The organism is Pontibacter roseus DSM 17521 (assembly GCF_000373265.1).
Taxonomy (GTDB): domain Bacteria; phylum Bacteroidota; class Bacteroidia; order Cytophagales; family Hymenobacteraceae; genus Pontibacter; species Pontibacter roseus.
Map to the genome: position 1 here is coordinate 1,147,783 of NZ_KB890761.1, position 18,975 is coordinate 1,166,757.

Sequence of the window (18,975 nt, forward strand, 5' to 3'; positions counted from 1 at the left end):
CGGCTTACTTCAGTTTGATAAGGTCCAGGAACAGGGTGAAGCTGGCGAGAGAGGAGTGGCTGTTCTCGAAGTTGTCGAAAGACATTGGCTTTACGATGTAGCCTGCCACATTGAGACGCTGCGCAGCCATACGGTCCGTCTCCTCGTTTGAAGTAGTCATGATGAACACAGGAATGTGGCTGAACTCTGGCTCTGTGCGAAGCTCGGCAAGGAACTCCAGTCCGTTCATCTTGGGCATGTTGATGTCGAGCAGGATGACGCTGGGCGCTGGAGAGATTTTCTCTACTCCATGTCCACGGAGCATATCTAGGGCCTCACGACCATTTCGTGCCACATGTATGGGATGCGTAATATTTATTTTCTTCAGTTCCCGCTCTACGTTCATAATATCCAGGTAGTCATCTTCCACAAGCAGGATATTAACTTTTTTATTCGTCATGATTGGTTGTCGCTGTAGGGTATTACAAATTTAAGCTAAAATTTTGACTTAGACCTGACTTTTAGGCCAAGTAAAGCTAAAGGTGGCGCCACTGCCTAGGCTAGAGGACACCCAAATGGAACCTCCGTGCCGCTCAATAATCTTCTTTACGATGGCCAGGCCCACGCCGGTACTCTCCACGGCGTCGCGCTCCTGCAGCGTCTGGAAAATCACAAATATGCGGTCATGGTACTCTGGGGCTATACCTGGTCCATCATCAGATACGGAGAAGGTATAGAAGGCATCGGACTCTTTGCAGGTGACCTCCACAAGGCCCTGGTCTTGGTGGTGGTATTTGATGGCATTCGTAATCAGGTTCAGGAAGACCTGGTGGAGCGGCACCCGTTCCGTGTGCAGCACAGGCATATCTGGGGCAATGCTAAGCGTGATTCCAGGGGGAGGAGAGGCCATGTCGGCTACCTCCGTCAGCAGTTGGTTCACGTCCACCTCTTCCTGGGTATGGCTGGTGCGGCCAATGCGTGCCAGCGCCAGTATGCCGTTGATGAGGTTTTCCATACGGTGCACCCGCACCCGCATCATCGCCAGGTACTCCTTTATGTTGGGCGGCAGGTTTTTGCCCATGTCCTCTTCCACCCACCGGGAGGCTACCTCTATACCGCGCAATGGGGCCTTCAGGTCATGGGACACAACATAGGCAAACTGGTCTAGTTCCTTGTTTTTTCGGTCCAGCTCAGTGAAGGTTTCGTCAATGGTGGCTGACATCCTGTTGAGCGAGTTGGAAAGATGGCTGAGTTCATCGCCTGAGTCATCTACAATCTGGGTCTGGTACTCTCCATGGGAGATTTTGTCTGCCAGTGTCACCATCTTCACAATCCTCTTGGAGATGAGCCGCGTGATGTAGAAGGCCCAGCCGAGGCCCAACAACACTGATAGGATGGTGAGTATGGTAGAAACCTGCCTGGTGTTGCTGATACTGCTGCTGAGAACCCCTTGCCGCTCTTGCCGCAGTTTGTACTCAGAGGAGTTGAAGTCACGGAATGAACTGCGAATGGAGTCCATCACTATTTTCTCCCCCAACAGCAGGGTGTCCAGCTTCAGGTCAAAGGCACGGCTCGTTGCCGCAAGGGTATCGGTGCGCTTCATGCCAATAAGTGGTTCGGCGTACGCTGTCTGCCATTCGGCTTGCAACCTATATATATCCTTCAGCTTGCTTAGTTGGCTGGCTGAGTCGGAGGCATACAGCTTCAAGTCATCAAACATCTTGGGTAAAAGTTGCTTGGACTCGTGGTATGGCTGCAAAAACACCTCGTTCCCGTTCAGAAGGAAGCCGCGCAGGCCCGCCTCCATGTCGATGATGCTCCGCTGCAGGGAGGCCGAGTTGCGTACCACAATCTGGGAGCGCTGCACCCATTGCGAGTTTTCAATCACATCTTCTGACAGACGGAAGTTTACGATGGCGACAGCAGTGAAGAGCACCGAGATGAGCACGAACCCGATGAAGAGCTTGGTTGATAAATTCATGTGTGTTTTACCTGTCTCTGAGCATATAAGCTGGCTTCCTGGACCAGGATGAGCCGGACCGACGGTATGCTAAGGTAGCAAGATCAATCCTATTTGAAAAGCCTGACTTGTGATGAGAGAAGTGAAACGCGCCGCGCAAGGCGGCAAGGATGAGAGCCATACCTCCCGAGGGGCGGCTGCTTGGGTGTTCTTCCGAGTGTCATTATCCTTCTTTTGGCTAAAAGTGATGACTCGGTTGTACGGGGCCACGGTGGCAAGGTTATGCGGTCTAACCGGAGTGTTGTTGCACTATATCAAGTATTTTGGAGGTATGGCTATACCTGGCGTATGCTGACCTGCGCAATGGTGTCAGCGGGAATGGCTTGAGGCGGCACAGGCAAAGGATGCGGTGCAGACTTGTGCATAAAATTTCGGAAGCGGGTTTATTTTAGTTAATTTTACCGGCAATCACTGGACATAGAAACGAACCTTATATGGAACTGAAGAAAATCGCTTTGAATGATGTGCACGAGTCGCTGGGTGCGAAAATGGTGCCTTTTGCAGGGTATAACATGCCTGTGCGCTACTCATCAGACCTGGATGAGCACAACACCGTGCGCAATGCGGTAGGTATATTCGATGTATCGCATATGGGTGAGTTCCTGGTGAAGGGCCCGCGCGCCTTGGACCTGATTCAGCGCGTGACCTCTAACGATGCCTCCAAACTGACGCCCGGCAGAATCCAGTACTCCTGCTTTCCCAACGAAGGTGGCGGCATAGTGGATGACTTGCTGGTGTATTGCATGGCCGAAGAAGAGTACATGCTGGTGGTGAACGCCTCCAACATCGATAAAGATTGGGCTTGGCTGAACAAATACAACACCGAAGGAGCAGAACTCCAGAACATATCTGACGAAACGTCGCTGTTCGCGGTGCAGGGCCCGAAGACGGTGGAGGCGCTGCAGTCCCTTACTTCTGTAGACCTAGGCAGCATGGCCTACTATACCTTTGAACTAGGCGAGTTTGCAGGTGTACCTGATGTTATACTGTCGGCGACCGGCTATACCGGTTCCGGCGGATTCGAGATATACGTGAAGAACCAGGACGCCGAGAAGGTGTTTCATGCCATCATGGAAGCGGGCAAGGCGTTTGGTATTAAGCCAATAGGTCTGGGCGCCCGCGACACGCTCCGTCTGGAGATGGGTTTCTGCCTCTACGGCAACGACATCAACGACTATACTTCGCCACTGGAGGCAGGCCTGGGTTGGATTACCAAGTTCGACAAGCAATTCATCAACTCCGACAACCTGAAAGAGCAGAAGGCCGCTGGTGTGTCCAAGAAGCTGGTAGGCTTCGAGATGTTGGAGAAGGCTATACCTAGAGCGCATTACGAGATTGTGAACGCCGAAGGGGAAGCGATAGGGGAGGTGACCTCAGGCACCATGTCGCCTACGCTGGGCAAGGGCATTGGCCTGGGCTATGTGCAGACGGAGTACAGCAAACCTGGCTCCGAGGTGTTCGTGCGCGTGCGCAACAAGGACATGAAGGGACAAGTGGTGAAGCTGCCATTCGTGAAGAAATAGTCAGATTGTTGCTTGCTGGTTGTGGATTGGTATCCTTTACCGGACGTTTTTGCGACCAGCAAGCAATAGTTTAACCATCAACAATGAATACATGCCGAGTATAGATGTGTGCTATAGCCCCGAGCTATTGCATTTGTATGAACTGGAGGGAAAGGCTGTGGTGGCCGTTGACATTCTGCGCGCTACCTCTACCATGGTGACGGCATTTGCGTATGGCGCCACCGATATTATACCTGTAATGCAACTGGAGGAGTGCCAGGCTTACGCGGCGCAGGGTTGCCTGACGGCCGCCGAGCGCAACGGAATCAAAGCCGAAGGGTTTGATTTGGGTAACTCGCCCTTCGCCTACATGGATGGCAACGTGAAGGGAAGGACAGTGGCCATCACCACCACCAACGGCACACGGGCCATCCGTCTGTCAGAAGCGGCCGAGGAGATTATAGTGGGTGCTTTTCTGAATCTGGAGGCGGTGGCGCAACACCTGCGGGAACTGCAACTGGATGTGCTGGTGGTATGCGCCGGCTGGAAAGGCAAATTCAACCTGGAAGATACCTTGTTTGCCGGAGCGCTGGCCGAACGTCTGCAGAATGAATTCACTTTTGAGAATGACGCCACTTTGGCTTCGCTATACCTCTACCACGCCGCCAAACAGGATTTGGTCGCTTTCCTGCGGCAATCTTCCCACGTGCAGCGTCTGGAAAACCTGGAGATTCACAAAGACATTGAGTTCTGTTTGCAGCACGACACCTTCAACGTACTTCCTGTCTGGAAACACGACCGGTTGGTGGATTTAAGTGTAGAAGCGTTGAAAAGTTAGAATTCAGAAAGTTTGGGAGTTATGGCTCCTATCCTAGGTTACGCACATAGTTTGAGCCATACCTATACCTTGTGAAGAGGTTATGTCAATGGAAAGGCCGGTGTTTCTGCGAAAGTAGATACAGCGGCCCTTTCTGTTTAGTGAGTCTCAGAACCGTTTGTATAGGTATGGTACGCGACTGAATACAGCGCCAGTGGTTGTACTATACCTTCAACTTCTTAACTCTTTAACTCACTTCAGCTTTTCGTTCTGCTTGTGGCGGTCGCTGTCGCGGGAGGTCTTTTTTTCGAGGTTCTTCCGGAGGGCTTCGGTCAGGTCTATACCTGTTTGGTTGGCGATGCAGATGAGCACGAACAACACATCGGCCAGTTCATCGGGCAGTTGCTTGCCTTCGTCGCTTTGCTTGAACGACTGCTCCCCGTACTGCCGGGCTATGATGCGCGCCACTTCACCCACTTCCTCCGTCAGTATGGCCATGTTGGTGAGTTCATTGAAATAGCGTACGCCGTTTTCTTTTATCCAGGTGTCAACGGTTTGCTGTGCTTCGGCTATGGTCATGGCAGGCAGGTATAGTTATCTGCCAAATTTAACCACAAAATCGATATAAGGCACACCAATCGCTATCTCGCTGGCGATGTCGCGGTTGTTGAGGAAGGCAAGGTCAACGGTGATGCGCTCGCCCATGAAGCGCACGCCGTACGACAATACCCCGTAATAGCCATCTGCAGGCACCAGCCAGTTCTCCGTCACAAGTGCCGCACGGCGGCTTATCCGTTTCATGCCGCTCAGCGTGATGACGGGCTTGCTTGAAAACTCCCCGTCCACAAACCCATACCCAAGGCCCAGCGTGGCGTTGTCGTCGCTGTTGCCGTAAGTCGCCAGGCCATACCCGATGCCCAGACCCGAAAAATCCTCCTCTATACCTATCACGTTGGCGTAGAGCACACCGCCGCCGGCGCGCCATTTCTCGCTAAGTTTAAAGGAAGCTTTGGGAGTGAGGTAGAAGGCGGGATTACCGGTAAAGGTGGAAATAAGCTCAAAGCCGCCGCCCATGGTGATGTTGTCCGTGATGCCGATGTTGAAAGAGTTGAGCACCAGGTAGGTATTCTGGTAGTAGGCCTCCCCCTTCTTCAGGCTAAAGGCTGAGGGGGAGAACAGGTAGCGCGTGGCGTTCGGGTTTTCGAACCAGTATTCACCGTTGCGGATACGGGTGTCGTCCACAATCTTGGTGCTCTTAATCTGTATGTTCGGGATGGTGATTTCCCCGGCGCTGTCCGTCCTGAGCCGAATGCCGTCTTCGGTCTGGCCCAAAAAGATGCCCTGAATCACAGAGCCATCGCGCGTTTCCACAATCCACCGTTTTCCTACCACGCTTTGGGTGAAAGTGGTGTCGGTCTGGCCGAAAGCCTGCCCGGCAGCAGCTGCCATAACAACGTAGAGCAGAACCGTGACAAAAAAGGCTTTAACGGACTGGGCAACAGCGAGGGAAGCAGACATACAACGGCTCTAGGAGTTGAAATAATATAGGAATATAGGGATTAAATTTATTCCTTTTTCAACTGCTGCCAATTATATTTTTGCCCCTATTCTCTGTTCTTGGAGTCCATGGTGATGGTCACGGGACCATCGTTGAGCAAAGCTACTTTCATATCGGCACCAAACTCTCCCGTCTGTACTTTCTTGCCCATCGCCTCCTCCAGAAGCGCCACAAATTGCTCATATAAAGGTATGGCGATGGCAGGAGGGGCTGCATTGATGTAGGAGGGGCGGTTTCCTTTTTTAGTGTTGGCGTAAAGCGTGAACTGACTGATGACCAGCAGGTCGCCCTGCACATCCTGCACGCTCAGGTTCATCTTATCGTCGGCGTCGCTGAAAATCCTGAGCTGCGCCACTTTGCTCGCCATCCACTTCAGGTCTTCGGCTGTGTCCTCGGCCGTGAAGCCTGCCAGCAGCAGTAACCCTAGCCCTATTTCTCCTTTTACTTTGCCATGGATGGTAACGGAGGCCTGTGTTACCCGTTGTATCACGATTCGCATGAATGATGCCGTTGGTTTAATGCAAATGTAGAGTTCTAGATTGAACAATGTGGACTTTTGTAGATGATGCTTTTGCTAGCGTAGCAGTGGAATTTGCTTCCTCATCCTAGCTTTATGGTATAGCCTCGCCTGTGCGGCGGGCACCTACTTTTTTCCTTGATGAAAAAAGTAGGCAAAAAAATCAAGACAGCACAAACTCGCTGACCGCTCAAACGGTGTGCTGTCGTTTGGTGCACCTGACTGGTGTGTTCGCTCCGTGGCTGCCGTTGTAAGGATGCCTTGCTATACCTGCCAGTGTTGTGTGCTACAGCGCCTATGCCTGAGAAAAAGCTATAACAGAAACTCCCCCTTTCAAGTGGGTGGGGGGATGTCAATCAAGCACAGGTATACCTGGATAGCCGGTCACAGCCCCGGGTCCAACCACTCCTGCCCCTACTTGCCTAAGGAGGGGAGCCTGCCACTACTGCTTGCTAGGTATAGGCGCTGTAGCATCAGGTATGGCTGCATAGCCAGCGGCCGCAGCCAAGAAGTGACCTACCCAGTCCTTGGGCGGAGCGCCTTGTAGGTTTCCGGTATCGCGCAGCGATATTGCGACCGTCAGGGTAGCAAAGGAAAGATACACCGCGCGAGGCCCAAGGACGATGCCCCGCGGCTTGAGCGCCCGAACCGAAGCTCTGAAACGATAGGTATAAAGGCACTGGAACGGCAGCAGCTACGCTAGAGCAGCAGATAATATTTGCTGGAGAGTGATTTTAATCCACGTACCCCTCGTACCGAATCCGGTTCACCTTGCCGTTTTTGAGGAAAAAGCGCAAGGAGGTAGGCGCACCTTCCACAGAGGTTGCCACAATCTCAGAATTGGTTTGCAGGATGCGCACGTCAAAGTTCTTGAGCTTGGTCATGAGTTCGGGCTGTCCCATACCTACCTTCATGTTGTTGCGCAACGCGATGCCCGCATTCCGGATGTCGGCCACCTGCAGTAGCAGTTCACCTGTTTGGGAGGGGGCGTACAGCTCAATTACCGACTCCCCGAAGCGGATGGTATAGATGGTGTCCGAAACAGACGGGCGGTGAATGTTCTCGATGGCCTCGGCATCCAATGTGAAGTCCGTGTTGATGCGGGAGAAGTAGGCGTCCAGCTTTTTGCTCTGGCGGTAGTCTGACAGGATGGGGTTGCCGAGGAACTCGATGGTGGCAGGAGGACCGGAAGGCATACGCCTCGCTAGCATGGTGTCAGCCTGTACGTTTTGGCTGGAACGTTCAGGAGCCACCCGGCGTTCCTCGTCAGAACCAGTGTCTGCGCTGCACGCGGCGGCCGATGTACTCATCAGCAACAGCAGGAGCAGCAGGCGTACAGTAAGGCTGTACCTGTAGCATAAGCTGTGGCCGAAGAAGTGTAGCATGGTTGAAGAGTTAAAAAGGGGCAAGCGGACTATACTTTACATACGAGAACCGGCTCTCTTAAAGTTTTACTTAAAGGGGCTTTTATTCTGTAGTTTCTGCGGCGGAAAGTATAATTTTGCAGCAAATATCAGCATTTATGTCATTACAACAAATAGCTTTGGTGACTTGTCAAAGTTTAGGCAATTATACCCACAACGCCGACAGCGAAGACGAGCGCCTATACCGGTTTCTGGAAGAAAAAGGCCTCCAAATTTCATATCAGGTATGGGATGACGAGCAGGTGGACTGGACTTCTTTCGACGCCATCATCATTAAGTCGCCCTGGGATTACTTCGACAAAATACACGCCTTCTACCAGTGGCTAGACAAGCTGGAGCGCTTGGGGTGTCCGGTGTTAAACCCGGTCCAGACCATCCGCTGGAACGCCGACAAAATATACTTCAAAGACATGCAGGCGCAGAGCGTGCAGGTGGTTCCCACCGTGTGGCTGGAGCAGGGCAGCACCTTTGACGCGGCCGCTGTCTTTGAGGCCATCGGGCAGGACAAAATCATCGTGAAGCCGCGCGTGAGCGGAGCCGCCAAAAACACGCTGGCCATTGAACGGGGCGAGGCGGAAGCCTATACTTCCCGCATCAATGCGCTGTTGCAGGAGGAGCCTTTCCTGGCGCAGCCCTTCCTGGAACAAATCAAAACGCAGGGTGAGTGGTCGTTCCTGTTTTTCAACGAGGCGTACAGCCACTGCGTGCTTAAAAAAGCCAAGTCTGGCGATTTCCGGGTGCAGCATTTCTTTGGCGGCAGCGTGCATACCCCTGAGCCTCCGTCTGGGCTGCTGGCAACGGCCACACACATTGTGCAGCAGTTTGCCTCCGGCTGCCTATACGCTCGCGTAGACGGCGTGGAGCTGAACGGCGAACTGGTGTTGATGGAACTTGAGCTGATTGAACCTTTCCTGTTCCTGAGCACCAGCGATGGGGCGTTGGAGCGCTACTACCAGGGCCTGATGCAGCTGATGCAGCAACAGAAGGTATCACTCAGCTAAAGGCGGGCCTACTCCTGCAATTTGCCGTGGAACACAAGCACCGGTAGTTGCGCATGCAGCACCATCTTTTTGGCAAGGCTCGGCTTGAAGAGGGATTCGAGTGAAGTGCGCTCACGGGTGGTCAGGGCTAGCATATCTATACCTTCGCCACGCGCGAAATCCTGCAGGGCCTGTGCCACGTCGCTGCCCTCCAGCAGGGCGTAGCGGATGTCGCTCCCCAAAGTGCCTGTCTGCAGCGTCTGTTGCAAGGCCAGCAGCTTCTCTCTGTCCTCCTCCGGGTCATCCGAGATGTGGACGCAGTAAATCATGGGCTGCAGGTGCTGGAGTAGCTTCCGTATCTGGTCGATGTCGGAGGCGTCTGTAGTGCCGAAGTTGGCCGCGTATAGCACTTTGGTTATCGTGTTTCCGGTATATTGGCTGGGCACGGTGAGCACCGGCACGTGCGTTTCCTGCACCACTTTGGTGGAGACGGTGCCAAACACGGTGCGCCCAATGCTCGATTCTCCTTTGGTGCTCATCAGAACCAGCGCAGGCCGGAACCGCTCAATCTGCTCCAGTATCTCTTCTTCGGGAAGCCCGTGTATGAAGGCACGCTCAATGTGCAGCGTTTGACCCGCTTTGCGGGTTCTGTGCAGCAGGTCCTGGTACAGGTCATCCAACTGCTGCTGTGCCTCCAGCTCGTTGCGGTGCAACACGCGCTCCGTCACCTGTTCAGTGGGTGACAGGCTGGCGGCGCTTGCCGGAGTCGGGTCGGCATCGGCCAGGTAATCCTGGAAGCAGTGCAGCAGCAGCAGCTTGGCATCGGGTACGCCGTTAGCCAGTTGCAGGGCGTATAGACAGGTTTTATAAGAGCCTTCCGAGAAATCAACGGGAATCAGTATCCGATACATGCTGTGCTGTTTTAAGGGTTGGGAAGTATATACGTGGTGGAGCCGCCTTTGAGTTGATATACCCAGCCAATATCGTGCAGAGGGTAAGCTGACTTAAGGGAAAGCCCTCTTCTGTCCCGGACCCGTAATATTCCAAATTTTCGGTTACTTTTGCAGTCTCACAACGCTTCACCATGGCGAAACGCATTGTATTCTACTTCATCGGGTTCGTCGTGCTGGCCTCGCTGGCTTTCTACGGCTTTAGCAGGTGGCAGGACACGCGGGAAAAGGTGGACTTGTGGGCGTTGGTGCCCGAAAACGCGGCCTTTGTGGTGGAGACCAACAACCACAATCAGCTGCTGCGCCACCTGGAACAGACGGGGCTGTGGGAGAGTTTTTCGGTGTTGCCCGCCGCACAGCGCTTCCACGACAACATGGCCATGCTTGACAGCGTGGCCCCCGGCAGTCAGCGGCTGGAACGCTTTCTGGATAAAAAGAATATCCTTTCCTCTGTCCACGTAGTGGGAAAATCAGATGTGGAGTTCGTGTACTATGTGCCGGTGGTGTCGGTGGGCGAGCACCGTTTTCTGCGCACCCTCACCGAGAACATCATCAAGAGCGATAACTTCACGGAGGAGTCACGGGAATACCAGGGATTTCTGCTGACGGATGTAACCAACACCCAGCTGGGGAGCAGCTTCACCTACTTCTCTTATCACAACAACATCATATTGAGTGCATCGCCGGTGCTGGTGGAGGAAATCGTGCGCCGCATCAGCCGGGGCAAGCTCACGTCCATCGCCGCCGACTTCCAGAAGACCAACTACCTGGACCAGCCCAATGTATATGCCAACGTCTTCGTCAACTACCGGATGCTGCCCGAGCTGCTGGGCCTGTTCCTGCAGGAGGACATCATGCCACAGGTGCGCTTCCTGAGCAGCTTCTGCCGCAACGCGCTGCTGGAACTCAAGCTGGACCAGAACAGGGTGTTCCTGAACGGCTTCTCTAACCCCGAAACGCTGCAGGGTTCTTTTCAGGCGAAGCTGAGGCCATCGGCCCCGCGGCCACTCGAGATAAAACAGCTACTGCCCAACCGCACTGCCATGCTGCTGCACTTTGGGGTAGGGGAGGTGGCGCGCCTGCGGGAACCGGCAGAAGCCAAAGCCGATGCCTACAGCACCATTCTCGATAGCCTGGCCAGCACTTTCAGCCAAGAGGTGGCCCTTGCCTACCTGGAATCATACAACATGAACACCAACCCGGAGAAGATGGTGTTCGCCCATGTGGGCAATGGCGCGAAAACTACCTCCCTATTGAATACATTGAGCCAACAGGTGAGCCAGGCGCAGGATGAGAAGGTATACACGGAGAAGTACGGCGACTATACCCTGCGCATGATTGACCTGGAGGAGCTGCCGCTCCGCCTGTTTGGGGGTTTGTTCGGAGGCTTTGAGCAGAGCTACCTGGTGCAACTGGACAATTACCTGGTGATAGCTCCGGAGGCCGCCACGTTGCGCGCGCTCATCGACGATATATCCAACGGAGAGGTATGGGGCCGCTCGGTGGCTCAGAAGGCTTTTCTGGAGGAGACCCTGCAGGAAGGGAACTTCAGCCTATACCTGAATACCGTGAATGCCTGGTACATCCTGAACCGCTACGTGCAGGAAGAGAACCGGGAGGACCTGCTGCAGAACTCCAGCCTCATCCGGCAGTTCAACCAGGTGAGCCTGCAGTTTGCCAAAGCCGAGAGGCAGTACTATACCAGTTTCCTGTTCAGAAGGCAGGAGCGGGCAGTGGCCAACAGTGAGGGGGGCTTTGAGGCCGAAATCTCCATCCCTTTTGCGCACCGCCTGCAGTCGCAGCCTTTCCTGATACAGAACGCCGTGGACCGAAGCCGCGAAATAGTGGTGCAGGACTCTCTCCATATCCTGCATAACATCACAGCCACCGGCAGCCGCGGCTGGGTAGACACCCTCGGTAGCCAATTGCGCGGCTCCATCAACCAGGTAGAGATGGGGCAAGATTACAAGCTGCGGTACGTTTTCGCGACAGACAACCGCATACACGCCATCGATAACCAGGGGCGCAGCCTGGAGAATTACCCGTTCAACATAGGAGATACGCTGCGCATCCAGCACCTGGCCGTGTTTGACTACGCCAAGAACCGCGACTACCGCTTTTTGGTAGACGATGCCTTGGGCAACCTGTACATGTACGACTCCCGCGGAGACGCCATACCTGGTTGGCAGCCACGGCGCATGGACTACCGGCTGGCAGCCACGCCGCAGCACCTGCGTGTGGCCGGAAAGGATGTGATACTGGTATTGCTGGAAAACGGCTACGTGTACGCGCTTAACACCAAAGGCGAGACCTACCCAGGCTTCCCGTTCAGTCTGCGGGTTCCCATCACATCAGAGGGTATGGTCCGGATTGGTGCCGACTTGCGCCGGTCGCAGGTGACGGTGGTGACGCGCTACGGGGAAGTGGTGACGTTTAACCTACAGGGGCAGGTGCAGGACCGGGAGCAGCTCCCGCGGCCAAGCAAGAGCGCCATGTTTGATTTGGTGCCGGAGGCAAGCGGGCGCTCTTTCATCATCGTGCGGCAGGACCAGGGCAAGGTGGCCGCCTTCGACCAGGATTTGAAGGAACTGTTCGAAAAGCGCTACGTGACCTCAGCACCCAAACTGGTGCAGTACTTCCACTTTGGCGGTGGCAACAAGGTATACGCCATCACGGAGACGGGGCCACGGAAAACATACCTCTACGATTCCAACGCACGCCTGATTGGCGGCAGGTCGCTGGAGAGCAATCAGTCAGTGGTCATCCATCCCAATGAAGTGACCAACAACTACTCGGTCTATAAAGTGTTCGGGCGGGAGCTTCAGAAACTCAACTTCAAGCTGCCCAACTAGCAGTTAGAAACTCCTGAACCAGCCGCGCCGCCAGAAGAAATAGAGCTGCACCCCCACCAGCGAAATCATCAGGAAAATCAGGAGCGGATACCCGTAAGGCTGGTATAGCTCCGGCATACTCAGCGGGTATACCTCGCCTGTCTCCGGGTTCTCGCGGGAGAAATTCATGCCGTACACCCCTGCAATGAAACTCAACGGAATGAAGATGCTGGAGATGATGGTGAGGACCTTCATTATCTCGTTCATCCGGTTGCTCACCGTAGACATGTAAAGCTCCACGAGGCTCGTGGTCATTTCTTTGTGGCTGTCGATGAGGTCGATGAGCTGGATGGTGTGGTCATAGGCGTCGCGGAAGTACACTTTCAGGTTATCTGGTATGATGTCGGCCTCCAGGCGGAGCAGGTCGTTCATCTTGTCCCGCTCAGGCCAGACGATGCGGCGCAGCCTGACGAGCTCGTTCTTCAGCTCGAGCACTTGGCGTAGCGTCTGTTTAGAAGGCCTATCCAGAATGTTCTGCTCCAGCTGCTCTACGTAGTTGCCAATGTCCGCGATGACCGGGAAGTAGTAGTCCAGCACCACGTCCTGGATGGCATACACCATGTACATGGGCGGACGCTGCCGAATAATGCCCTTGCCTGTCCGGATGCGCTCGCGCAGCGGGTCCAGGCAGTCGTCGTAGTCGCTTTGCAGGGTGATGATGTAGTTGGTGCCGGAGAAGATGGAAAGCTGCACGTCCTCCAGGGTATGCTGCTCCGTGGACCAGCGCAGCATGCGGGTGATGAGAAACAGGCGGTTGCTGAATTCATCCACCTTGGGGCGCTGGTAATCGTTGATCACATCCTCCATCTGCAGCGAATGGATGCCGAAGTCCTTCTTGAGCAGCTCCAGCATGGTGAGGTCTGCGTAGCCGCGTATGTCAATCCAGTGGTTGGCCTCCGGCTGTTCCTGCACCTGCTGCAGGAGTTGAGCATAAGTGGCGAGCTCCTGCTCCTTGAACGTGGTCTCGTTGAAAGACATGAGGAAGTACCGTGGGGCATGGGCCTCGGCAGACACGAAGAGCGTGCCTGGGCTGATGCCTATTTTTCGGTCCAAGATTTTGTGGCGGAAGCGGATGCGTTTCTTTTTAGCCATGGTGTAAGTAGAATCTGCTGCAGCTGTACAAGGTAGTGAAAATAAAGTTTCGGTCTGCTTTGGAGTGGTTGCTGCTCAACTTGCTGCAGGCAGGAGCCCCATGCTGCCTGCTCGTTGTGTTGTTGCATCGCTTCGCCTGTGCGGCGGGCACTTACTTTTTGTCTTGACACAAAAAGTAAGCAAAAAAGTCAAGACGCTTTTAAACTCGCTGACGCTCAAACACAAAATCGTCATCAGGTGCACCTGGGTCTGACTGCCGCTCCGTGGCTGCTGTGGGAACTCTCCCCGTGAGGGGAGTAAGAGGGGTGTTAACGCTATACCTGCCAGCGGTACCTTTCCTGGCCTTCGCCTGCTACACCTGCTCACGCTCCAATCATACCTAGTTTGTCATTCCGACGAAGGGAGGAATCTGTTACCATCACTGCCGCCGGTGCGAGCGCAGCGGGAACAGGCGGTGAAAGATGCGAACCGGCTTGTTATTTGCCCTTTCCTCCACTACCTCCCTTTGTCGTCCTCAGAAGAGCCGCATCCGCGCTGGCGCTGGATGCTTGGCCGTAAGGGCTTAAGATTTCTCCTTTCGTCGAAATGACAGAAACTGTAGTAAATGAAAGCTCGTGTAAGAGAAATCCCCCTTCGAAGGGGGCAGGGGGATGACAATCGTTCTCAGCTTCTCTTTTGAGAGGGAATCAGTACAGCGGCATCACCAACGGCTGCAGCCAAGATGTGTCCTACCCAGTCCTTGGGCAGAGCGCCTTGTAGGTTTCCGGTGCCGCAGGCATTGCGACGATAGGAGCAAAGGACAGATACACAGCGCGAGGCCAAAGGACGGTGCCCCGCGGCTTGAGCGCTCGAACAGCAGCAATGAAACTAAAGGTATAAGGGCACCGGAACGGCAGCAACTATGAAATGATAAACCTCATAGCTTATAGCAGTAGGCTCTAGAAGCTAGCTAATAATCCCCACCTTCACACCATCCGCTGCCTCCAGTTTTGCAGCAACCTCCTCCTGGAGCTTCTTCCGCACCTCCAGCGTGAGTTGGCAATCCAGCTCAAACTGCTGCTCTTTCACACCCAGGTCGTACTCTTTCACCAGGCTCATCACGTCGTTCATCTGGGGGTAGGCAAAATGCACCTGAAGAAGCGCCATTTCATGTTTCTCTTCGATAACAGCGCTTGCCAGGGCATCGGCGGTGGCGGTTTTGTAGGCGTGTATCAGGCCACTGACACCCAGTTTTGTGCCCCCGAAATAGCGCACCACCACCACGAGCACATTGCTTAAATCGGCCGAGCGGATTTGGCCCAGGATGGGGTCGCCGGCAGAGTGGTTGGGCTCCCCATCGTCGTTGGCGCGGTAGCGGCTTTTGTCGGCACCCAGGCTGTAGGCGTAGCAGTGGTGGCGGGCATCGTAGTACTGCTTCTTCAGGCCGACTATAATCTCCTTCACCTCCTCCTCAGAGTATACCGGGTAAGCCAGCGCTATGAATTTGCTGCCTTTCTCTTTGTAGAGGCCCTCAGAAGGGGCGGCGATAGTGCGGTAGGTGTCTTCCATATGTTTAGAACAAGTTGGCGGCTATCTCCTGATACGACATAAGCACAAGAGCCAGCACCGCTATACCCAGCCCCACCAGGTTGGTAGTAGTGAGTTTCTCGCAGAATATAAAAATGGCCCCAAGCGCGCCAGCCAGGATGATGCCGATGTTGTTGACCGGGTACAGAAAAGCCCCGTCGTTGCCGAAGGCCGAGAGTGCCTGTATCAGGAAGAAGATATAGAAATAATTCGGGATACCCAGCGCGATGCCTGCCAGAATACTTTTGAAATGAAAAGATGTCTTGCGAAGGAGCAGCAGGTATAGCAGCACGGCCATACCTAGCACAGCCGATGCGGTGAAGGTGAGCATGGTGAATTGGCTCGCTTCGTGCGCCTGCAAGTGGTGGACGTTCACATAGTTGATGAGCGAATCGGCCACACCGACGCACAGGAAAATAAAGAACGGAAGCACCAGCGCCAGCAGCATCGGGGTGCGCTTCTCACCATCTGAGCCGGGTCGGATGGAAGACAGTACAATGGCCAGCAGGGCCAAAGCCATACCTGCATAATTCAGTACAGTATACTCCTTGAGGCTACTCTTGAGCACCAGTAGGCTGAAGAGCACCGGTATGACGAGCGAGATTTTGGCTGCCACTGAGGCTGCCGTCACACCCACCTTTTGGGTGGCGAGCGCAATCAGGTAGAAGGCACCAATGAAGATAGCCCCCAGCACCACAGCGTAAATAGCCCAGGATTTTTGCAGCACCTGCGGCTGCAGCACATCCGGGCCGCCCGGAAACGCAAGCCCCACCGCTATGCAGACGATGTAGTTGACCACAATCGCCTGGAAGGTATGGACGTTGTAGCGCTGGTACAGCTTGAAGATGAAAATAAGTGAGGCGCTGGACAGTACGCTCAGTAGCAGGTATAGCATAGGTTCCAAAAGCAGCAGACCGACTGCCAGCAAGCCTGCGAATTTAGCGGAACTTACAAGCAAGCACAAAGCCAAACGACGTTCTATAGCCACAATACGCGGAAAATGTTTTAATTTGTGGCTGCACTAACCCAAATGATTTGTCAGCCACGCCATACCTGTTGCCATTCACCAAAGTAGGAAGCGAGTCCATCGGGTACATCGCCTCCACCCAGTTCGCCCGGAGCCTCCCATTCAAGGTGAAGCGTGTGTTTTGGACCTATGGCACGCCCACCGGGGTGCAACGCGGACAGCACGCCAATAAGGCAACCGAGGAGGTGTTGGTGGCATTGACAGGCAGCATCACCGTGGAAACCGACATGGGCCGCAGCAAAGAGACGTTCGTGCTTGACTCCCCGACACAGGGGCTTTACATACCTGCCATGTGCTGGACCAATCTCTACTTCACAGAAGGAACCATCGGCCTCTGCCTGACCTCCACCGACTTTGACGAGGCAGACTACATCCGGGACTACCAGACTTTCAAGCGAATGGCCGCCCATATTGCGCTGTAGCCTCTCTTGCCCATGACCCAGTTCGCCCTACCTTATTTCGCTTTCAGAGACTTCCCCGAAGGTATAAACCAGCAGGTGGAACAGGCCTTGGTACAGGTGGCCAGGGGCAACCAGTTCATACTGGGGGAGGAAGTAGAGGCCTTTGAACAGGAACTGGCCGCAGCGCTCCAGACAGGCACAGCCCTTGGCGTGGGTAACGGCTACGACGCGCTGGTCATCGCGCTGAAGGCAGCGGGGGTGGGTGCGGGAGACGAGGTCATTGTGCCGGCCAACACCTTCATCGCCACGGTCAATGCGGTGGTGCAGGCAGGCGCTATACCTGTGCTGGCCGAACCCGACCTCCATACATGCAACCTCACAGCAAAGGCCGCCTCCGCAGCTCTGACTGCCAAAACCAAAGCCCTCATACCCGTTCACCTGTATGGGCAAGCCTGTGAGATGGATGAATTAATGGAGTTGGCGCAACAATATAATCTGACGCTGATTGAAGACTTCGCCCAGGCACAAGGGGCTAGCTACAGGGGCAAACCGGTGGGAAGCTTTGGCCACATCAACGCGACCAGCTTTTACCCGACCAAGAACCTTGGGGCGCTTGGTGATGCGGGTGCTGTGGTGACGGCAGATGCAGACCTGGCCGCCTTTGCCCGCATGTACCGCAACTACGGACAAGAGCAGAAGTACCACAACAGCATCATCGGCATCAACTCCAGGCTCGACACGCTACAGGCCGCCGTGCTGCGGGTAAAACTGCGGCACCTGCCCCAACTGAACCAGGAACGCCAGCGATTGGCACAGGTCTATCTGAAGGCGTTGCAAGGTATAGCGGACCTGATATTGCCCGTCACGGCACCCGATAGCACGCACGTCTATCACATTTTCAACATCCGGACCCGCCGCCGTGATGAACTAAAGGCCTGGCTTTCGGAGCAGGGGATTCAGACCGCTGTGCACTACCCGGTGCCAGTGCACCTGCAGGAGGCTTATACCTTCCTCGGTCACCAGAGAGGCAGCTTTCCAATAGCTGAGGAACTGGCGGCTACCAGCCTGAGCCTGCCGCTGTTCCCGGGCATGACCGAGACGGAGCAACAGGCGGTTATCACTTCCATTCAGACGTTCTTCCGTACCCATGGCTGATACCGCTGCGCTTCCGCTCGTCTCCATTATCTGCCTGTGTTACAACCATGCCCGCTTCCTTTCGGAGGCGCTGGATTCTGTGCTGGCGCAGACGTACCCCAACCTGGAAATCATCATCGTGGACGATTGCAGCACCGACAACAGCGTGGAAATCATCCAGCAGTACCTGCAAAAATACCCGCAACTCACTTTCATCAGTACCGGCACCAACCTGGGCAATACCCGGGCCTTTAACATAGGCTGGCGCGCCTCCAGAGGTGAATACATCATCGACTTCGCTACCGACGATGTGCTGTTGTCGGGCCGGGTGGAGAAGCAGGTGCAGGCATTCCAGCAGCAAGGCAAAAGCGTTGGCGTGGTCTATTCCGATGCCGAGTACATTGACGACGAGGGCAACCATACCGGCTTCCACTGCACCCGCAACGACCAGGGCAAGGTGACGTCGTTTGCCCCTTCCGGCGATATATTCCACCACCTCTTGGGCCGCTATTTCATCTGCCCGCCCACCATGATGATGCGGCGCAGCGTGCTGGAAGACTTGGGAGGGTATGACGAGACGCTCGCCTACGAGGATTTCGACTTCTGGGTAAGGTCCTCCCGCACATACAAGTACTTTTTCCTGCCCGTCATCACCACCAAGCGTCGGGTGCATGCGCGTTCGCTTTCGCAGCAATGGTACAAGCCTGGGAGCAGCCTAGTGGCCTCTACGGTGAAGGTATGCGAGAAGGCCGTCCAATTGGTCCGGACGCAGGAAGAGAAGAACGCGCTCACCAAGCGGCTGCAGTACGAGGCGCGCCACGCCTACCTCACAGGCCACCACGAGCAGGCAGCGCAGTTCCTGGACCTGCTGCGCCGGCACGCGGGCCTGGGCCCTGTGTACCAGACCATCCACCTTCTCAACAAACTGAAAGTGGACCTAAGCTTTTTGAGGAGTTTCTACTACAAAATAAGACGCTAACATAATTGTACTCTTTTACCGTATAGCTATACTCTTCCGGTATACGTGAAACTGTTTCGTATTTTTACGTAAGTATGAATTCAGGTATAGCGGAACTACCTTCTTTGCAATGAGTTAACTTAATGTAAAGCTGCAGAT

General features: G+C 54.6%; 18 protein-coding genes. 8 read left to right on the forward strand and 10 right to left on the reverse strand.

Annotated features, from left to right (window positions below; all coding sequences use genetic code 11):
* Positions 1 to 4: 4 nt before the first annotated feature.
* Together B051_RS0105295 and B051_RS20920 are read right to left on the reverse strand one after the other, a co-directional pair.
* Positions 5 to 439: a response regulator gene (locus B051_RS0105295; RefSeq protein WP_018477143.1), complete on the reverse strand. Its 435-nt coding sequence runs from the start codon at positions 437 to 439 to the stop codon at positions 5 to 7.
* 48 nt (positions 440 to 487) lie between these two features.
* Complete coding sequence (locus B051_RS20920) at positions 488 to 1,960, reverse strand: sensor histidine kinase (protein ID WP_018477144.1); 1,473 nt, start codon at positions 1,958 to 1,960, stop codon at positions 488 to 490.
* 112 nt (positions 1,961 to 2,072) lie between these two features.
* Here B051_RS20920 and B051_RS0105305 point away from each other — a divergent pair, with 112 nt between their 5' ends.
* From B051_RS0105305 to B051_RS0105315, 3 genes are all read left to right on the forward strand, one after another.
* A complete protein-coding gene (locus B051_RS0105305; RefSeq protein ID WP_018477145.1) occupies positions 2,073 to 2,294 on the forward strand; it encodes a hypothetical protein in 222 nt (73 codons plus the stop codon).
* Positions 2,295 to 2,433: 139 nt separating this feature from the next.
* Positions 2,434 to 3,522 carry a glycine cleavage system aminomethyltransferase GcvT gene (gcvT, locus tag B051_RS0105310; RefSeq protein ID WP_018477146.1) on the forward strand — a complete coding sequence of 363 codons (1,089 nt, stop codon included), beginning with the start codon at positions 2,434 to 2,436 and terminating at the stop codon, positions 3,520 to 3,522.
* 91 nt (positions 3,523 to 3,613) lie between these two features.
* A complete protein-coding gene (locus B051_RS0105315; RefSeq protein ID WP_026236205.1) occupies positions 3,614 to 4,339 on the forward strand; it encodes a 2-phosphosulfolactate phosphatase in 726 nt (241 codons plus the stop codon).
* Positions 4,340 to 4,570: 231 nt separating this feature from the next.
* On the opposite strand, the gene B051_RS0105320 is transcribed toward B051_RS0105315, so the two are convergent.
* From B051_RS0105320 to B051_RS0105335, 4 genes are all read right to left on the reverse strand, one after another.
* Positions 4,571 to 4,897, reverse strand: coding sequence for a nucleotide pyrophosphohydrolase (locus B051_RS0105320; RefSeq protein ID WP_018477148.1), 327 nt, complete (start codon positions 4,895 to 4,897; stop codon positions 4,571 to 4,573).
* A gap of 15 nt (positions 4,898 to 4,912) precedes the next feature.
* Positions 4,913 to 5,836: a hypothetical protein gene (locus B051_RS20925; protein WP_157578511.1), complete on the reverse strand. Its 924-nt coding sequence runs from the start codon at positions 5,834 to 5,836 to the stop codon at positions 4,913 to 4,915.
* 86 nt (positions 5,837 to 5,922) lie between these two features.
* Entirely contained in the window at positions 5,923 to 6,375 is a 453-nt protein-coding gene (gene dtd, locus B051_RS0105330) for a D-aminoacyl-tRNA deacylase (protein WP_018477150.1), read from the reverse strand.
* Between the two features lie 752 nt (positions 6,376 to 7,127).
* Positions 7,128 to 7,778 carry a hypothetical protein gene (locus tag B051_RS0105335; protein WP_018477151.1) on the reverse strand — a complete coding sequence of 217 codons (651 nt, stop codon included), beginning with the start codon at positions 7,776 to 7,778 and terminating at the stop codon, positions 7,128 to 7,130.
* A gap of 161 nt (positions 7,779 to 7,939) precedes the next feature.
* Between B051_RS0105335 and B051_RS0105340 the strand changes: the two genes are divergently transcribed.
* Positions 7,940 to 8,818, forward strand: coding sequence for an ATP-grasp domain-containing protein (locus tag B051_RS0105340; RefSeq protein ID WP_245539593.1), 879 nt, complete (start codon positions 7,940 to 7,942; stop codon positions 8,816 to 8,818).
* 8 nt (positions 8,819 to 8,826) lie between these two features.
* Here the strand turns inward: B051_RS0105340 and B051_RS0105345 are convergent, their stop codons facing one another.
* Positions 8,827 to 9,708 carry a universal stress protein gene (locus B051_RS0105345; protein WP_018477153.1) on the reverse strand — a complete coding sequence of 294 codons (882 nt, stop codon included), beginning with the start codon at positions 9,706 to 9,708 and terminating at the stop codon, positions 8,827 to 8,829.
* A gap of 173 nt (positions 9,709 to 9,881) precedes the next feature.
* On the opposite strand from B051_RS0105345, the gene B051_RS0105350 reads away from it, so the two are divergent.
* Positions 9,882 to 12,599 (forward strand): PQQ-binding-like beta-propeller repeat protein, encoded by a 2,718-nt coding sequence (locus B051_RS0105350; protein WP_018477154.1) that lies wholly within the window; start codon positions 9,882 to 9,884, stop codon positions 12,597 to 12,599.
* A gap of 3 nt (positions 12,600 to 12,602) precedes the next feature.
* On the opposite strand, the gene corA is transcribed toward B051_RS0105350, so the two are convergent.
* The 3 genes from corA to B051_RS0105365 form a co-directional block, all read right to left on the reverse strand.
* Positions 12,603 to 13,730: a magnesium/cobalt transporter CorA gene (gene corA / locus B051_RS0105355; protein ID WP_018477155.1), complete on the reverse strand. Its 1,128-nt coding sequence runs from the start codon at positions 13,728 to 13,730 to the stop codon at positions 12,603 to 12,605.
* A 945-nt stretch (positions 13,731 to 14,675) separates the two neighbouring features.
* Entirely contained in the window at positions 14,676 to 15,278 is a 603-nt protein-coding gene (locus B051_RS0105360) for an IMPACT family protein (protein ID WP_018477156.1), read from the reverse strand.
* A 4-nt stretch (positions 15,279 to 15,282) separates the two neighbouring features.
* Positions 15,283 to 16,191: an EamA family transporter gene (locus tag B051_RS0105365; RefSeq protein ID WP_026236206.1), complete on the reverse strand. Its 909-nt coding sequence runs from the start codon at positions 16,189 to 16,191 to the stop codon at positions 15,283 to 15,285.
* A 140-nt stretch (positions 16,192 to 16,331) separates the two neighbouring features.
* Here B051_RS0105365 and B051_RS0105370 point away from each other — a divergent pair, with 140 nt between their 5' ends.
* The 3 genes from B051_RS0105370 to B051_RS0105380 are packed head-to-tail and all read left to right on the forward strand — an operon-like array spanning position 16,332 to position 18,837.
* Positions 16,332 to 16,745, forward strand: coding sequence for a sugar 3,4-ketoisomerase (locus B051_RS0105370; RefSeq protein WP_018477158.1), 414 nt, complete (start codon positions 16,332 to 16,334; stop codon positions 16,743 to 16,745).
* A gap of 12 nt (positions 16,746 to 16,757) precedes the next feature.
* The gene (locus tag B051_RS0105375) at positions 16,758 to 17,879 is read left to right on the forward strand and encodes a DegT/DnrJ/EryC1/StrS family aminotransferase (protein WP_018477159.1); all 1,122 of its coding nucleotides are present in this window, start codon (positions 16,758 to 16,760) and stop codon (positions 17,877 to 17,879) included.
* Positions 17,872 to 18,837, forward strand: coding sequence for a glycosyltransferase (locus B051_RS0105380; protein ID WP_018477160.1), 966 nt, complete (start codon positions 17,872 to 17,874; stop codon positions 18,835 to 18,837). Before B051_RS0105375 ends, B051_RS0105380 begins: the two co-directional genes overlap by 8 nt.
* The last annotated feature ends 138 nt before the right edge of the window (positions 18,838 to 18,975 follow it).

What these genes read in the sequence shown, in the direction of transcription:
- B051_RS0105315 (WP_026236205.1), top strand. Translation starts at nt 3,614, where the DNA reads ATGCCGAGTATAGATGTGTGCTATAGCCCCGAGCTATTGCATTTGTAT.
- B051_RS0105335 (WP_018477151.1), bottom strand. Translation starts at nt 7,778, where the DNA reads ATGCTACACTTCTTCGGCCACAGCTTATGCTACAGGTACAGCCTTACT.
- B051_RS0105360 (WP_018477156.1), bottom strand. Translation starts at nt 15,278, where the DNA reads ATGGAAGACACCTACCGCACTATCGCCGCCCCTTCTGAGGGCCTCTAC.
- B051_RS0105305 (WP_018477145.1), top strand. Translation starts at nt 2,073, where the DNA reads ATGAGAGAAGTGAAACGCGCCGCGCAAGGCGGCAAGGATGAGAGCCAT.
- B051_RS0105365 (WP_026236206.1), bottom strand. Translation starts at nt 16,191, where the DNA reads ATGCTATACCTGCTACTGAGCGTACTGTCCAGCGCCTCACTTATTTTC.
- B051_RS0105345 (WP_018477153.1), bottom strand. Translation starts at nt 9,708, where the DNA reads ATGTATCGGATACTGATTCCCGTTGATTTCTCGGAAGGCTCTTATAAA.
- gcvT (WP_018477146.1), top strand. Translation starts at nt 2,434, where the DNA reads ATGGAACTGAAGAAAATCGCTTTGAATGATGTGCACGAGTCGCTGGGT.
- B051_RS0105380 (WP_018477160.1), top strand. Translation starts at nt 17,872, where the DNA reads ATGGCTGATACCGCTGCGCTTCCGCTCGTCTCCATTATCTGCCTGTGT.
- dtd (WP_018477150.1), bottom strand. Translation starts at nt 6,375, where the DNA reads ATGCGAATCGTGATACAACGGGTAACACAGGCCTCCGTTACCATCCAT.
- B051_RS0105320 (WP_018477148.1), bottom strand. Translation starts at nt 4,897, where the DNA reads ATGACCATAGCCGAAGCACAGCAAACCGTTGACACCTGGATAAAAGAA.
- corA (WP_018477155.1), bottom strand. Translation starts at nt 13,730, where the DNA reads ATGGCTAAAAAGAAACGCATCCGCTTCCGCCACAAAATCTTGGACCGA.
- B051_RS0105295 (WP_018477143.1), bottom strand. Translation starts at nt 439, where the DNA reads ATGACGAATAAAAAAGTTAATATCCTGCTTGTGGAAGATGACTACCTG.
- B051_RS20925 (WP_157578511.1), bottom strand. Translation starts at nt 5,836, where the DNA reads ATGTCTGCTTCCCTCGCTGTTGCCCAGTCCGTTAAAGCCTTTTTTGTC.
- B051_RS20920 (WP_018477144.1), bottom strand. Translation starts at nt 1,960, where the DNA reads ATGAATTTATCAACCAAGCTCTTCATCGGGTTCGTGCTCATCTCGGTG.
- B051_RS0105350 (WP_018477154.1), top strand. Translation starts at nt 9,882, where the DNA reads ATGGCGAAACGCATTGTATTCTACTTCATCGGGTTCGTCGTGCTGGCC.
- B051_RS0105375 (WP_018477159.1), top strand. Translation starts at nt 16,758, where the DNA reads ATGACCCAGTTCGCCCTACCTTATTTCGCTTTCAGAGACTTCCCCGAA.